This window comes from Streptomyces sp. Q2 (assembly GCF_056820935.1).
Genome location: NZ_JBXEJE010000041.1, coordinates 1 through 14,074, shown reverse-complemented (window position 1 = coordinate 14,074; position 14,074 = coordinate 1). Strand labels below are relative to the sequence as shown.

The following is a 14,074-nucleotide window of genomic DNA, read 5'->3' as shown; positions in this document are numbered from 1 at the left end:
CGGGGCGCCGGAACGGAGCCGCCCTGGATCCGCTCCTTCCGCCGGCGGGTGTCGGCGGGAGCGAGACTCGGGGGAACCCGGGGGAACGACCGTACGGGGGAACGGGGGGAGTACGGGGGAACGGGGGAGTACGGGGGAGCAGGAGGAAGCGCCGGTTCGAGGTGGCCCGCGGGGGACGCGGCCACATCGGACCGGCGCTTTCGTGCGTCTGCGTCGGCAGTGCGGAGAAGCCGGCCTCTGAGGTCGGCCTGTGTGGGGTCAGCCGCGCCCGCTGACCCGCCCCTGCAGCAGCCGGGACAGCGCCGAGTGCACGTCGTCCAGGGACCGTTCCGGCTGGAAGGACTGCCAGTCCAGGGCGGCCACCAGGACCATGCCGACCAGTGCGGCCGCGGTCAGCTGGATGTCGATCTCCTCGCTGAACTCGCCGTTGGCCACGCCCTCGCGCAGCACGCCCTCCACGACCGCGACGGCCTCCTGCCGGACCACCATCAGCGTGGACTGCCAGGCCCGGTTGGTACGCCACAGCTCCGCCACGTACAGCTGCGTGAAGGACGGATAGGCCTGGATGAAGACGAGCCCCGCGCGGATCATCGCGTCCAGGGCGTCGACCTTGCTGCCGCCCTGTCGTGCCGTCCGCTCGGCCGCCTCCCGCAGGGAGGCGCTGAGGAGTTGTACGCCGTGCCGCAGCAGTTCCTCGAAGAGGACGGACTTGCTCGCGAAGTTGTAGTAGACCGTGCCCTTCGCGACCCCTGCCCGCTCGGCGATCTCGTCCACCGTGGTGGCGGAGAACCCCTGCTCGGCGATGAGCGTGACGGCCGCTTCGTAGAGCTTCTGCCGGGTGGCCTCGCGGCGCGTGCTGACACCCGGCTTGGTGCTGCTGCTTTCCATGGTCCTGATTGTCACAGGAGCGCTGCCTTCAGGAGTCACGGACGGAGTCGCGGCAGGGCTCACCGCGGGGCTCACAGGGTCAGCTCCGGGTGCAGCCGGTCGAGCGTCCACACCTGGCGGCGGCGGGCCGACACGGCGGTCAGCGCGAGGGCGCCCGCGGTGAAGGCCGCCAGCACGGCACACGCCTGCCACACCGGACCGAGGCCGCCGCCGGTGATGAGCCTCCTGAGAGCCTCGACGACGTAGCTCATCGGCAGGAAGGGGTGCAGTGCGTTGAAGAACCCGGGACTGGTCTGCACGGGGTACGTGCCGCCCGCGGAGGTCAACTGGAGCATCAGCAGGGCCAGGACGAGGATCCTGCCCGCCGCCCCGAAGCGTGCGTTCAGCCACTGCACGATCGCCGCGAAACACGCCGTGACCAGGAACAGGAAGCCCACCGTCCCGGCCGCCCGCGTCATCTCCAGGCCGACCGCCCAATGCAGGACCGACATCAGGGCGATCGTCTGCAGCACGCCGATCGCCACCACGGGCAGCCAGCCCGCCAGCGCTATCCGCCAGGCCGGGGCGCCAGCGGCGAGCGCACGCCGGTTCATCGGGGTGATCAGCATGTAGGCCACCATCGCGCCCACCCACAGGGACAGCGGGATGAAGTACGGGGCGAACCCGGTGCCGTAGTTGGGCGCCTTGTGCATGTCCTCGGAGGCGAGCCGGACCGGGTCCGCCATCACCTCGGTGCGCTCGTCGCGGTCCTTCTTGTCGTAGTCGGGGATCTGCTCGGCACCGTCGTGCAGCCCGTCGGAGAGTTGGCCCGAGCCGTCGACGAGCTTGTACAGGCCGCCGTTGAGATCCTCGGCACCCGTCTTGAGGTCGCCGACGCCCTCGTCCAGGTCGGTGGCACCGGTCTCGGCCGTGCCGAGGCCCTTGTGCAGCTGCTTGGCACCCGCGGCGACCTTCTCGGCGCCGGTGTTCAGCTCGTTGACCTTCGACACGGCGTCGTCGAGGTCCTCGGAGAGGTGCGGGGCGCGCACGGCGAGCGTCTGGGCCTGCTTCTGGAGGGTGCCGAGGTGGTGGTCCAGCTTCTTCAGGTCGCCGTTCTGGTCGGCGATCAGCGCGTTGACGTCGTCGGCGATCTTCGCCACGTCGGCGGCGGCCTGCTTGGCCTTCTTCAGGTCGGCGCAGGCGGGGTCCGGCAGTACGGGGTCCTCGCAGCGCGCCCGGTAGACGCCGTCCAGTGTGTCGGAGGCCGCGTGGGCCCCCTTGGCGGCCGGCGGGGCCGTTTTCACCAGGGTGTCGAGGTTGTGGCGGATCGCCGCCGCGGAGTCGGCGACGAGCCGGGCCGTGTCGCCGATCGTCTTCTCGTTGTCCTCGATGAAGGGCCCCACCGTGTCCGCGACCCCGTTGACCCTGTCGGCGAGAGCCTGCGTGCCGTCGGCGACCTGCTTCGAGCCGTCCTCCAGGTCGTCCGCACCGCTGCCGAGCTTCGTCAGCCCGTCGGACAGCTTGCCGCTGCCCTTCTTGGCGTCCTTCAGACCGGCGGCGAGATCCTCGGACCCCTTCTCCGCCTTGCCGATGCCGCCTTCGAGGTCGTCGGCGCCCTTGGCGGCCTTCACCGTCTCACCGTGGATGTCCGAGAACGAGACGAAGATCCGGTCCAGGAAGGACCGCGACGCCTTGGTGGACGCGGCCGTGCGCACCTCGCTGAACACCGTCCGCGAGATCTGCCCGACGATGTAGTTGTTCGCGTCGTTCGTACGGACCTGGAGCGCGCCCGTCTTTGGGGAGTCGCCGGAGCTGGAGGCGATCCGCCTGCTGAAGTCGGCCGGCATCGTCAGCGACAGGTAGTACCTGCCGTCCTCCACGCCCGCGCGTGCCTCGGCGGCGCTCACCTCGTGCCAGTCGAAGACCTCGCTCTCCCGCAGCCCCTTGGTGATGTCGTCGCCCGCCGCGAGCTTCTTACCGTCCGCGGTCGTCGCCCGGTCGTCGTTCACGAGCGCCACGGGAATGCGGTCGAGGCGGCCGTACGGGTCCCAGAACGACCACAGGTACAGGGCGCCGTACAGCAGCGGCAGCACCAGCAGCGCGACCAGGGCGGCGCGCGGCAGCTTCCCCCTGCCGAAGCGGCGCAGCTCAAGCGCGGCCAGTTTCGGCGAGCGCATCGGCCCTCTCCTCCCCTTGGTTGTGCCCCGGGGTCTCCTGCGACTGCCGAGTGGAGACCTTCACCGTGTCGTCGGGCGCTTCACTGCACACCGCCACGACCGTCGTCCCGGCCTCGGCGAGGGACCTGAGGAGCGCCCAGACCTCGGCCCGTTCGGGCTCGGACAGCTTCAGGTCGGTGTCGTCGATCCCCAGGAGGCCGGGGCGCCCGATCAGGGCCAGGGCGACGGACAGCCGCAGCGCTTCCAGACGTTCCAGATCGCGTACGGCGGTCCGCGAGCCCTTGGGCAGGGCGTCCCGGTCGAGACCGGCGGCCGCCAACGCGGTGTCGATCCGCAGCCTCGCCTCGGTCGCGCGCTCGGACCGCGGACGCAGCAGGGCGCGCAGCGAACCCCCGAAACGCCGCTGCAGCAGCGCCCGCTCCCACAGGTGCTCACCCACGGTCAACGCCTGGTCGAGGTCGGTGACACCGGCGACATGGGCCACGGCACTGACCCGGCGCACGGCCGCCAGCTGTTTCGGCAGCCGGGCTCCGCCCACGGTCGCCGTCCCCTCGGTGGCCTTCATCCGCCCCGTGAGCGCGAGCAGCAGACACGTACGCCCGGAGCCGGACGGCCCCTCGACGGCGATCAGCGAGCCGGGCTCCGCGTCGACACCGACCCCGCGGAACGCCCAGCCGCGTGGGCCCTTGAGCCCGAGACCCTCGGCTGTGACACCGACTGCTTCCACAGCTCCCCCTGTTTTTGCACTGACTGGTCAGTGCAAAAACTAACCCGAACTCGCGATCGAAGCAAAAGCCCAGGTCAGAACGGATTGTCAGTGGCATACCTCACGATGGGCACATACGGCACTCCGTATCAGGGCGTGCCGTCACACAGACGACAGGAGGTTCGTCATGGCCAGCTACCACGCAGCCGCCGCTCACCGGCGCCGCGCCCCCGGCCCTGCCCCCTCACTGAACGGCCCGGCGAGCGACGTCCACCCCGTCCTCCGCCGGACGACCGCCCCGCCGGCCGCCCTCGACCTGCTCGCCCAGGCCCGCGCCGGTCTCGACGAGGCCGCGACGCTGGAGACGTCGAACGAGCGCTACGCGACCGCCCATCTCGCCGCACTGCGCACGGCCGCCGCCGTGCTCGCCGCACGCGGGCGCCCGGAGCCCACACCCCGGCGCAGGGCGCGCATCCGGAGCGCCTGGGAAGTGCTCCCCGAGATAGCGCCCGAGCTCGCCGAATGGAGCGCGCTCTTCGCCTCCGGAGCCCGGCGCCGTGCCCGGGCGGAGGCGGGCATCCAGGGCGCTGCCAGCCGCCGGGACGCCGACGACCTGATACGCGACGTGGCGATGTTCCTTCGCCTGGTCGAGCGCATGCTGGTACTCCAGCCGGTGCTGCCCCAGCCACGCCAGGACGCGGACCACCCGGAGGACCACGACACCGGTGACCGCGACTTCCCGGACGCGGGCTGACGGCCCGGCCGACAGGGCCGCGTGTGCGCCGTGCCGGACGGCCGAGGGGGCCACACCGCGGTGACCGGCATAAGCGCCTGAGGCAATAGGGTGGGGAGCGCCTGAAGCCTTCCCTCTTCCGCAGCCGGGGCGGGGAGGCGCCCCGTTCGCGCCGCCCGTGCCAGAGGCGGTGCCGCGCCGAGGAGTCAACTGCCGTGTCGGACCCGATGCGCCCCCGCGCCTCTCTCCGTACCGCCGTGGTCTGGGAGGTCCTCCAGGACGCCCTCGACCGCCGGGTCAAGGCCACGGGTCGCCAGGCGCTGGACGTCCTCGACACCGGAGGCGGCAGCGGCAACTTCGCGGTGCCCGTCGCCCGCCTCGGCCACCGCGTCACCGTCGTCGACCCCAGCCCGAACGCGCTGTTCGCGCTGGAGCGCCGCGCCGCCGAAGCCGGTGTCGCCGACCGGGTGCAGGGCGTCCAGGGTGATGCTCACGGCCTCTTCGACGTGGTCGAGCGCGGCGGTTACGACGTGGTGCTGTGCCATGGCGTCCTGGAGTACGTGGACGACCCCGCCGAGGGCGTCCGCAACGTGGTGGCCGCGCTGCGAGCCGAGGGCGTCCTCAGCCTGCTCGCCGCGGGCCTGGGCGGCGCCGTGCTCGCGCGGGCCCTGGCGGGCCACTTCAAGGAGGCCAAGCAGGCCCTCGACGACCCGAACGGTCGCTGGGGCGACGGCGACCCCGTGCCGCACCGTTTCACCGCCGAGCAGCTCACCGGGCTGGTCGAGGGCGCCGGCCTCACGGTCGGTGCCGTGCACGGCGTGCGGGTCTTCGCCGACCTCGTCCCCGGCGTGCTGGTCGACACCGAGCCCGGTGCGGTGGAGGCGCTGCTGAAGCTGGAGGCGGCCGCGGCCGAGCTGTCCGCCTTCCACTCCGTGGCCACCCAGCTTCATGTGCTCGGTGAGACGCCGGGGGCCGTCGAGGGCTGAGGCGCTCGCGGGCCGTGCTGCTGATCAGGGACTTGCGTGTGCATGGAGTACGCCACAGGCCCCCCGATCCGGCGCGGTGCGCCGTATGATCGAGGGAGACCGCCCGGCATGACGGGTCGGCTGCTGGGGAATGGAAGCCTCAGTAGGCCGGGACGCTCATGGCGGATTCCGGTTGCCAATTGGCGTAGAGGGGCGGGTTTCACGGGGGCGATTCCCTGCCTATCCTGAAGGGACCCCCCGGGTCGCCCCGGCGACTGCACGATGAGGAGGACTCCGTGCCGCTCTCGGAGCACGAGCAGCGAATGCTCGAGCAAATGGAGCGAGCGCTGTACGCCGAAGATCCCAAGTTCGCGTCGGCGCTCGAGGGAAGCGGGCTGCGTACGTACACCCGGCGGCGGGTCTACCAGGCGGTCGCGGGCTTCCTCATGGGTATCGCGCTCCTCATGGCCGGTATGGTCGCCAAGCAGGTGTGGCTCAGCGTGGTGGGCTTCCTCGTGATGCTGGGCTGTGCGGTGCTCGCGGTGACCGGCTGGCGCAAGGCTCCCAAGCCGGGTGAACAGCCCGCCGGTGCCCCGCAGCCCCGCGGTCAGGGACGGCAGCGGCGCTCCATGATGGACCGGATCGAACAGCGCTGGCAGAAACGCCGCGACGAGCAACAGGGCCAGTAGCCCGACGAACAGCGCTCGCCTGTGCGTGAGGGGGTGACCACCACTCGGGTGGTCACCCCCTCACGCACGCCATCGTACGGACCGCGTCACGGACAGCCTGCTGCCGGCAGGAGTGACCACCGGCGGGAGTACCACTGGCTGGCGGCACAGGGGCACAGGGGCACAGCAGGCGGGCCCTACGGAGGCACAGCGGCACAGAGCAACGGGCGGGCCCCGGGTCACGTCACGACCCGGGGCCCGCCCGTCGCTCTGTTGCCTGCCTCAGCCCTGCTGACCCGACGGCCTGCGCAGGTTCGGCCGGGCCGCCGCGGTGCGGGCCTTGACGCCCGTCCACCACTCCGACAGCGCCCACACCACTCGTGCGGTGGAACGCGGGGCGATCACCGCGCGCACCTTCGTGCCCCGGCCGACCGTGCCCCGCAGTCCGACGACCACCTGGCGGACGTCGTCCGCGAGACCGGCCGTCGGGCGTGGCCGTGGCGCGTAGAGAACCTGCTCCACGGCGTCCGCCACCCGGTGCACCGCGGCCGCGGCCGTCGGGTCGAGATGCCCGAGCCGGACGATCCGGGCGGCCGCCTTGCGCGGGGTCTGCGACTCGTCCGGCAGGATCCCGTGGTCCCACGCCGTGTCGGTCAGCTCCTGCCACACCGCCAGGGTGTGCGCCGCCGCGTCCGCCTCGGAGCGGCCGTGTCCACCCAGCCGTACGGCCCGGGTGCGCAGGCGCCACAGCATCGGCGCCGCGGGAACCGCCAGGACGGCGAGGCCGCCGAGGGCCCACAGCAGCGCCACCCACCACTTCGGGCCGTCGTCACCGCCGCCCGGTGCGGCCGCCGGGGCCTCGCTCTCGCACGCCTCCAGCTTCTTCTGCTCCGCCGTGCAGCTCTGGCTGGTGGAGGGCGACGCGGAAGGCGCCGTGGACGCCTCCCGGGACGGCACCGTCACGTCCGGGAGCGAGCTGCCGGACGCGTCCGGCACGGTGTACGACGGCACCGAACCGCGGTTCGGGGTCGGCTCGAAGCGGGTCCAGCCCACGCCCTCGAAGTACAGCTCGGGCCAGGCGTGGGCGTCCTTCAGTCCCACCGACACCGAACCGTCCGCCTGCGGGGACCCCGGCGCGAAGCCCACCGCGACCCTGGCCGGTATCCCCAGGGACCGGGCCATCGCGGCCATCGCGAAGGAGAAGTGGACGCAGAAGCCCTGCTTGTCCCGGAGGAAGCGGGCGATCGCCTGCGAGCCGCTGCCGACCTGCACCTGGGTGTCGTACTCGAAGCCGCCGGTGATGGCGAAGTAGTCCTGGAGCGCGACCGCCTGCTCGTAGGGGTTCTTGGCGCCCGAGGTGACCTCGCGGGCGGTACGGGCCACCACGTCCGGGAGGGTGTCCGGCAGCTCGGTGTACTCGCGCTTCATCGCCGCGGACGGTGGCGGTGCCGCGGCCAGCTGCTCCGCCGTCGGCTGCACCTCCAGGCTCTTCACCTCGTACGTCGCCCCGCGCGTGGTCTGGCCGTGGTCGCCGACCAGCGTCATGCCCTCGGGTTCGTAGCGCCAGTTGCCGCTGATCTTCACGCCGCTGGGCGGGTACGGCATCGGCAGCCAGTTCTGCGCGTAGGTGCCGGATGCCGAGACGGTGGTTTCGATCTCCGTGCGCTTGACGTCCGGGCCGAGGCCGATGGGGGTCGGGAACTCGCCGTCCGGTACGGCCGTGATGGACCGCTTGGACGGCTTCCAGGTGGTGCCGTCGAAGTCGTCCAGGGACACGATGCGCAGGTAGAGGTTGGAGACGTCCGTGTTGTCGTCGGTCTTCAGGGACAGGGCCTGGCGGTCCTCGTCCACGTTCAGGTTGTCCCGCAGTGCCACCAGCGGGTTCACCGCGGAGATCGTGCCGCCGCCTCCGCTGCCGGAGCCCACACCCGTCCCGGCGGCGTCCAGCAGGCCGCCGTTCATCGCGGGCAGGGCGAGGGGGACCACGAGGGCCATGCCCAGGGCGGCCATGCCGATGCGGCGACCGGTGCGGACCGGGGCCACCGGCCCGCCGGACTCCCCGCCCCCGGTGCGCGGCGCCCCGCCGAAGACGCGGCCCCACTGCGACAGGCGCTCGCGCCCCTCGGCCAGGAGCAGCAGCAGATAGCCGGCCGCCGCGACCAGGAACCACAGCCAGTCGGCGCCGCCGTCGGACAGACCGGCGGCTACGGAGTACAGCGCGAGCAGTGGCAGGCCGGCCGGGGCCGCGCTGCGGAAGGTCACCGCGAGGGTGTCCACCGCGAGCCCGATCACCAGCACCCCGCCGATGATCATCAGCCGGATGCCGTCGGACGACAGCGGGGCCGGGATCGCGAACCGCGCTATGTCGTCGGTGCCCTGCCGCAACAGGTCGGCGAAGTGGACGAAGACGTCCGGCCCGGGAAGCAGTCCGAGGAAGGCCTGCTCGCGGGCGAAGACGACGGTCAGCAGCACCAGCGTGACCAGCGCCTGCGCGGCCACGGTCAGCGGCCGGGCCAGCGGCACCCGCCGGGTCGCCGCCCCGACGCCCGTCTGGACCGCGAGAAGGAACGCGGCCTGCAGGATCCAGGTGGCCGGCTCGACCAGCGGCAGCAGCGCGCACGCCACCATCAACGTGGCCGCCCAGGCGCACAGCGCCAGTCGTGCCCGCCCGCTCATGCCGACCCCTCCCCGCCGCCGACCGCTCCGACGCCTGTGCGGTCCCGGTCCGCCTGCCGCCACAGCTCGTCCAGAGAAGCGCCGCGCGGCACGCTCAGCGCCGTCCAGCCCGCCTCGCGCAGCATCCGCAGCCGCTCCCCGCTCCTGTCCAACGGGCCGATCACGTCGCTCGGTTCCCGTACCCATGTGTCGCTGTCCAGCAGGAAGGCGACCGCGCCGCCGCTGCGCTGCCGCATCTTCGCGGCCACCGCGGCCTGTTCCTCGTCGAGGTCGCCGAAGAAGGCCACCAGCAAGCCCTCGTTCCCGCCGCGCAGCACGTCGTACGCCCTGGACAGGCCCGTGCCGTCCGAGTGGTCGATCACCGCGAGGGTGTCCATCATCAGCCCGGCCGCGTCCGCCGACTCCTGGCTCGCGCCCGCGAACCCGTCGGCGCTCTCACCGGGCACGGAGGTGCCGGTGTCCGTCAGCAGTCGTACCGAAAAGCCCCGCTCCAGCATGTGGACCAGGGCGGAAGCGGCGCCCGCCACCGCCCACTCGAAGGCCGATTCGGGGCCGGCGCCCTGGAAGGCGAGGCCCCGGGTGTCGAGGAGTACCGTGCAACGGGAGCGCTGGGGCTGTTCCTCGCGGCGCACCATCAGCTCGCCGTAGCGCGCGGTGGAGCGCCAGTGGACGCGGCGCAGGTCGTCGCCGTAGCGGTAGCCACGCGGGATGATGTCGTCCTCGCCGGCCAGGGCGAGCGAGCGCTGCCGCCCGTCGCCGTACCCCTTCGCCTCGCCGGTCAGCCGCACCGGCGGCAGCGGCTCCACGCGGGGGATCACCGTCAGGGTGTCGAACGTCGAGAAAGACCGGGTCAGCTCGCACATGCCGAACGGGTCGGTCAGCCGCAGCTGCAGCGGGCCCAGGGGGTAGCGGCCGCGCAGGTCGGAGCGGACCCGGTAGGACACCTCGCGGCGACCGCCCGGCTCCACCCGGTCGAGCACGAAGCGCGGGCGGGGGCCGAGGACGTACGGCACCCGGTCCTGGAGCATCAGCAGGCCGGTGGGCAGCCGGGAGACGTTGTCCATCCGCAGGTGGACGCGGGCCTCGCTGCCGGCGGGCACGCGCGCGGGGGAGAGCCGGCGGCTGCCCGCGACCCGGTAACGCGTGCGGTAGAGCACGGTGGCGCAGATCAGGGGCAGCACGGCCAGCAGCAGTCCGACGCGCAGCAGGTCGCTCTGTCCGAGCACGTACGCGCAGATGGCCGCGGCGATTCCGGCCGCGAAGAAGGAGCGGCCCCGGGTGGTCAGACCGGCCAGGGCCGTGCGCACACCGCCCTTGTCGCCGCGGTCGGCCTCCGCGAGCCCGGTCCCGCCGCCGCTCATCACAGCCTCCGCGGCGGCTGCTGGCCGTACGCCGGCGTGGCGCGGCCCGGACCGAGGCCGACGCCCGGCTGGGGGGCCGCCGCGGGCACCGGAGTGTGCTGCAGGATCTCCTGCACGACCTGCTCGGCCGTACGCCGGTTCAGCTGGGCCTGGGCGGTCGGCAGCAGCCGGTGCGCCAGGACCGCGACGGCGAGTGCCTGCACGTCGTCCGGCAGGGCGTACTCCCGGCCGCTGAGGGCGGCGGCCGCCTTCGCCGCGCGCAGCAGGTGCAGCGTCGCGCGCGGGGAGGCGCCCAGTCTGAGGTCGGGGTGGACGCGGGTGGCGGCGACCAGGTCCACCGCGTACCGCCGGACCGTGTCGGCGACGTGGACGCCGCGGACGGCGTCGATCAGCTTCACCATGTCGTGCGCGTGCGCCACCGGCTGCAGGTCGTCCAGGGGGCTCGCCCCGCCGTGGATGTCGAGCATCTGCAGCTCGGCCTCCACGCTCGGGTAGCCGATGGAGACACGGGCCATGAAGCGGTCGCGCTGGGCCTCCGGCAGCGGGTAGGTGCCCTCCATCTCGACCGGGTTCTGGGTCGCCACCACCATGAAGGGGCTGGGCAGCTCGTAGGTCTGCCCGTCGATGGTGACCTGCCGCTCCTCCATGGACTCCAGAAGGGCGGACTGCGTCTTCGGCGAGGCGCGGTTGATCTCGTCGCCGATCACGATCTGCGCGAAGATCGCACCCGGCTTGAACTCGAAGTCCCGGCGCTGCTGGTCCCAGATGGACACACCCGTGATGTCCGAGGGCAGCAGGTCGGGCGTGAACTGGATACGCCGCACCGAACAGTCGATGGAACGCGCCAACGCCTTGGCCAGCATGGTCTTGCCCACGCCGGGGACATCTTCGATCAGAAGATGCCCCTCGGCGAGCAGTACGGTCAGCGAAAGCCGTACGACCTCGGGCTTGCCCTCGATCACACCCTCCACGGAACTGCGGACACGCTCCACAGTGGCGGTCAGATCAGTGAGGCTCGCTCGATCGTCATAGGTCGTCACCCGGCCCTCCTCGGCCCGTTTTTCCGGGCCGACGCGCTCGATGCGTGACCGGCCCACCCCGAAACACGGACACCACGCGTGAATCGTTCCGCGTGACGCCACAACCGCATTCTTGCTGCCGTTACCGTTTCGTGTCACTCGCCTGTGGACAACTGCCCGCACTATGTCGGGTCTTACGGTGTTTTGGGCACCCCAGGGCGGCAAATCAACAGCGAAACGACAGCTCCGGCGGATGGTTACGCGGCGTCTAGGCAGGGTCGATCTCGCGCAGCAGGCCGGATTTCACGTCGAAGACGAAGCCGCGGATGTCGTCGGTGTGCAGCAGGAACGGTGAGGTGCGCACCCGCTGCATGGACTGGCGTACGTCCTGGTCGACGTCCCGGAAGGCCTCCACCGCCCAGGCGGGACGCTGGCCGACCTCCATCTCCAGGTCGGTGCGGAACTCCTCGGTGATCGCCTCCAGACCGCAGCCGGTGTGGTGGATGAGCACGACGCTGCGCGTACCGAGCTTGCGCTGGCTGATGGTGAGCGAGCGGATCACGTCGTCGGTGACGACACCGCCGGCGTTGCGGATGGTGTGACAGTCGCCGAGCTCGAGGCCGAGCGCGTCGTGGAGGTCGAGGCGGGCGTCCATGCAGGCCACCACGGCGACGCCCAGTACGGGACGGGCGTCCATCCCGGGGTCGGTGAAGGCGGCTGCGTAGCGCTCGTTCGCCTCGACAAGGCGGTCGGTGACGGTGCCGCCGGTGACTATGGCGGCTTCGGGACCTGCGGGAACCGATGCGGAAGTCGTCATACCCATGACGGTACTGGTCACCTGGGATCCGAGCCCGCTGTGAGAGAGGACAAAGAACGCCAATGAGCTTTGTTGTGAGCTAACCCACACAGGTGGTGTGAGGGCCGCCGCGCGGGTGGTTCTTCCGGACTTGTCGCTTCGTCCGCACCCGGGTCCGCGACGCGCAGGCCGGTTGATTGACCGCGCGACACCGTGGACTAAAGTGACGCGGGCGGGAGGCGAGCCCTCCCTGCGGACTGTTTTCCCCGGAGACCCCGGTGATTTTCCGGAGATCTCCCCACGTGCGCGGCGCGTACGTACGGCTCGGCCTCCTCCCGCTCCCGGCCGGCTGACGCTTTCGGCGCCGGCGGGCCTCCCCTTCACCGGGGTCCCCCCAGCTTTCTGGGGGAGGGCAGGGGCCCGGCGGTGCGTACGGTGTCGGGCGCCGGACCTGAGAGGGCCACTTGAGCCAGAGTCGACACGTCCCGGTGATGCTCCAGCGGTGCCTGGACCTGTTGGCCCCCGCCCTTCAGGAGCGGCCCGGAGCGGTGGTCGTGGACTGCACCCTCGGCCTCGGCGGCCACAGTGAGGCCCTGCTCGCACGGTTCCCCGAGGCCCGGCTCGTCGCCCTCGACCGCGACAAGGAGGCGCTGCGCCTGTCCGGCGAGCGGCTCGCCCCGTACGGGGAGCGCGCCACCCTCGTGCACGCCGTGTACGACGAGCTGCCCGAGGTCCTGGACCGGCTCGGCATCGCGCGCGTGCAGGGCGTCCTCTTCGACCTCGGTGTCTCCTCCATGCAGCTCGACGAGGCCGACCGGGGCTTCGCCTACGCGCAGGACGCCCCGCTCGACATGCGCATGGACCAGACGACCGGCGTGAGCGCCGCCGAGGTCCTCAACACCTACCCGCCCGGCGAGCTCGTCCGGATCCTGAGGGCGTACGGCGAGGAGAAGCAGGCCAAGCGGATCGTGTCCGCGATCGTGCGCGAGCGGGCCAAGGAGCCGTTCAGCAACAGCGCGCGGCTCGTGGAGCTGATCCGGGACAGCCTGCCGCAGGCCGCCAAGCGCACCGGCGGCAACCCGGCCAAGCGCACCTTCCAGGCCCTGCGTATCGAGGTCAACGGCGAGCTCTCCGTCCTGGAGCAGGCGATCCCGGCCGCCGTGCAGAGCCTCGCCGTCGGCGGACGCATCGCCGTCCTGTCGTACCACTCGCTGGAGGACCGGCTGGTCAAGCAGGTGTTCGCGGCCGGCGCCGCCACCACCGCGCCGCCCGGGCTGCCGGTGGTCCCCGAGCGCTACCAGCCCCGGCTCAAGCTGCTCACGCGCGGTGCCGAACTTCCCACCGAGGAAGAGGTCGCCGAGAACCGGAGAGCGGCACCGGCGCGACTGCGCGGCGCCGAGCGCATCAGGGAGTCCATCGAGTGAGGGGCGTGAGGGGTGTGAGCTTGTCGGGGAACCGGACTCCGGGGGAGGGCGCGTGGACAGGAAACCCCAGCTGAAGGGCAGGGCCGCCCGACTCGCGCGGCTCATCCCCAAAACGGCGGGCTCCGGACAGGCGGCCCGCACCCCCTTCGTCCTCCTCGTCGTCCTGCTGCTCGGCGGCGGTCTCATCGGGCTGCTGGTGCTGAACTCGGCGCTCAGCGAGGGATCCTTCAAGCTCGACGACCTGCAGAAGGACACCAAGAGCCTCACCGACCAGGAACAGGCGCTCCAGCGGGACATCGACGCCTACTCGGCGCCCGAAGCCCTCCAGCGCCGCGCCCGCGAGCTGGGCATGGTGCCCGGCGGCGACCCGGCCTTCCTGAACCCCGACGGCACCGTCAAGGGCGTACCGAGCCCCGCCCCGGGAGCCGAGCAGGCCGGCGCCTTCACCCCGCTCGTCCTCGCCCCCGAGACGATCGCCGACGCTACCCTCCCGCCCCCGGCCCCCACGCCGTCCGCCGACGAACCGACGCCCGCCACCGCTCCCTCGACCCCACCACTCGCCCAGTTCCCCCCGCCCTCGACCTCCGGCAGGTGACGGAAGTGTCCGACAGGGAACCGCCGCGCCGCCGTGTGCCCGGACCCGCACGCCCCGGGCGCCCTGCCCGCCCGGCCGGCCGACGGC

General features: G+C 72.2%; 12 protein-coding genes. 5 read left to right on the top strand and 7 right to left on the bottom strand.

Going from position 1 to position 14,074, the window contains the following annotated elements; genetic code table 11:
* Window positions 1-258 precede the first annotated feature (258 nt).
* The 3 genes from ACWBNA_RS36435 to ACWBNA_RS36425 form a co-directional block, all read right to left on the bottom strand.
* On the bottom strand, window positions 259-888 hold the full coding sequence (locus tag ACWBNA_RS36435; RefSeq protein ID WP_482708809.1) for a TetR/AcrR family transcriptional regulator: 630 nt from the start codon (window positions 886-888) through the stop codon (window positions 259-261).
* Window positions 889-959: 71 nt separating this feature from the next.
* Window positions 960-3,044, bottom strand: coding sequence for a YhgE/Pip family protein (locus ACWBNA_RS36430; RefSeq protein WP_482708808.1), 2,085 nt, complete (start codon window positions 3,042-3,044; stop codon window positions 960-962).
* A complete protein-coding gene (locus tag ACWBNA_RS36425; RefSeq protein WP_482708807.1) occupies window positions 3,016-3,771 on the bottom strand; it encodes an ATP-binding cassette domain-containing protein in 756 nt (251 codons plus the stop codon). Before ACWBNA_RS36425 ends, ACWBNA_RS36430 begins: the two co-directional genes overlap by 29 nt.
* A 166-nt stretch (window positions 3,772-3,937) precedes the next feature.
* Between ACWBNA_RS36425 and ACWBNA_RS36420 the strand changes: the two genes are divergently transcribed.
* The 3 genes from ACWBNA_RS36420 (at window position 3,938) to ACWBNA_RS36410 (ending at window position 6,137) form a co-directional block, all read left to right on the top strand.
* Window positions 3,938-4,504 (top strand): SAV_6107 family HEPN domain-containing protein, encoded by a 567-nt coding sequence (locus tag ACWBNA_RS36420; RefSeq protein ID WP_482708806.1) that lies wholly within the window; start codon window positions 3,938-3,940, stop codon window positions 4,502-4,504.
* Window positions 4,505-4,698: 194 nt separating this feature from the next.
* Window positions 4,699-5,469 (top strand): methyltransferase, encoded by a 771-nt coding sequence (locus ACWBNA_RS36415; protein WP_482708805.1) that lies wholly within the window; start codon window positions 4,699-4,701, stop codon window positions 5,467-5,469.
* A 275-nt stretch (window positions 5,470-5,744) separates the two neighbouring features.
* Window positions 5,745-6,137 (top strand): DUF3040 domain-containing protein, encoded by a 393-nt coding sequence (locus tag ACWBNA_RS36410; protein ID WP_482708804.1) that lies wholly within the window; start codon window positions 5,745-5,747, stop codon window positions 6,135-6,137.
* A 261-nt stretch (window positions 6,138-6,398) separates the two neighbouring features.
* Here ACWBNA_RS36410 and ACWBNA_RS36405 read toward each other — a convergent pair whose 3' ends face one another.
* The 4 genes from ACWBNA_RS36405 to ACWBNA_RS36390 form a co-directional block, all read right to left on the bottom strand.
* Complete coding sequence (locus ACWBNA_RS36405) at window positions 6,399-8,792, bottom strand: transglutaminase TgpA family protein (protein WP_482708803.1); 2,394 nt, start codon at window positions 8,790-8,792, stop codon at window positions 6,399-6,401.
* Complete coding sequence (locus tag ACWBNA_RS36400) at window positions 8,789-10,153, bottom strand: DUF58 domain-containing protein (RefSeq protein ID WP_482708802.1); 1,365 nt, start codon at window positions 10,151-10,153, stop codon at window positions 8,789-8,791. The genes ACWBNA_RS36405 and ACWBNA_RS36400 overlap by 4 nt, the downstream gene beginning before the upstream one ends.
* A complete protein-coding gene (locus tag ACWBNA_RS36395) occupies window positions 10,153-11,193 on the bottom strand; it encodes an AAA family ATPase (RefSeq protein WP_482708801.1) in 1,041 nt (346 codons plus the stop codon). The genes ACWBNA_RS36400 and ACWBNA_RS36395 overlap by 1 nt, the downstream gene beginning before the upstream one ends.
* Before the next feature lie 247 nt (window positions 11,194-11,440).
* Complete coding sequence (locus ACWBNA_RS36390) at window positions 11,441-11,989, bottom strand: beta-class carbonic anhydrase (protein WP_482708800.1); 549 nt, start codon at window positions 11,987-11,989, stop codon at window positions 11,441-11,443.
* Between the two features lie 443 nt (window positions 11,990-12,432).
* Between ACWBNA_RS36390 and rsmH the strand changes: the two genes are divergently transcribed.
* Window positions 12,433-13,392 carry a 16S rRNA (cytosine(1402)-N(4))-methyltransferase RsmH gene (gene rsmH / locus ACWBNA_RS36385; protein WP_482708799.1) on the top strand — a complete coding sequence of 320 codons (960 nt, stop codon included), beginning with the start codon at window positions 12,433-12,435 and terminating at the stop codon, window positions 13,390-13,392.
* Window positions 13,393-13,444: 52 nt separating this feature from the next.
* Window positions 13,445-13,987 carry a cell division protein FtsL gene (gene ftsL / locus ACWBNA_RS36380; protein WP_482708798.1) on the top strand — a complete coding sequence of 181 codons (543 nt, stop codon included), beginning with the start codon at window positions 13,445-13,447 and terminating at the stop codon, window positions 13,985-13,987.
* Window positions 13,988-14,074 lie beyond the last annotated feature (87 nt).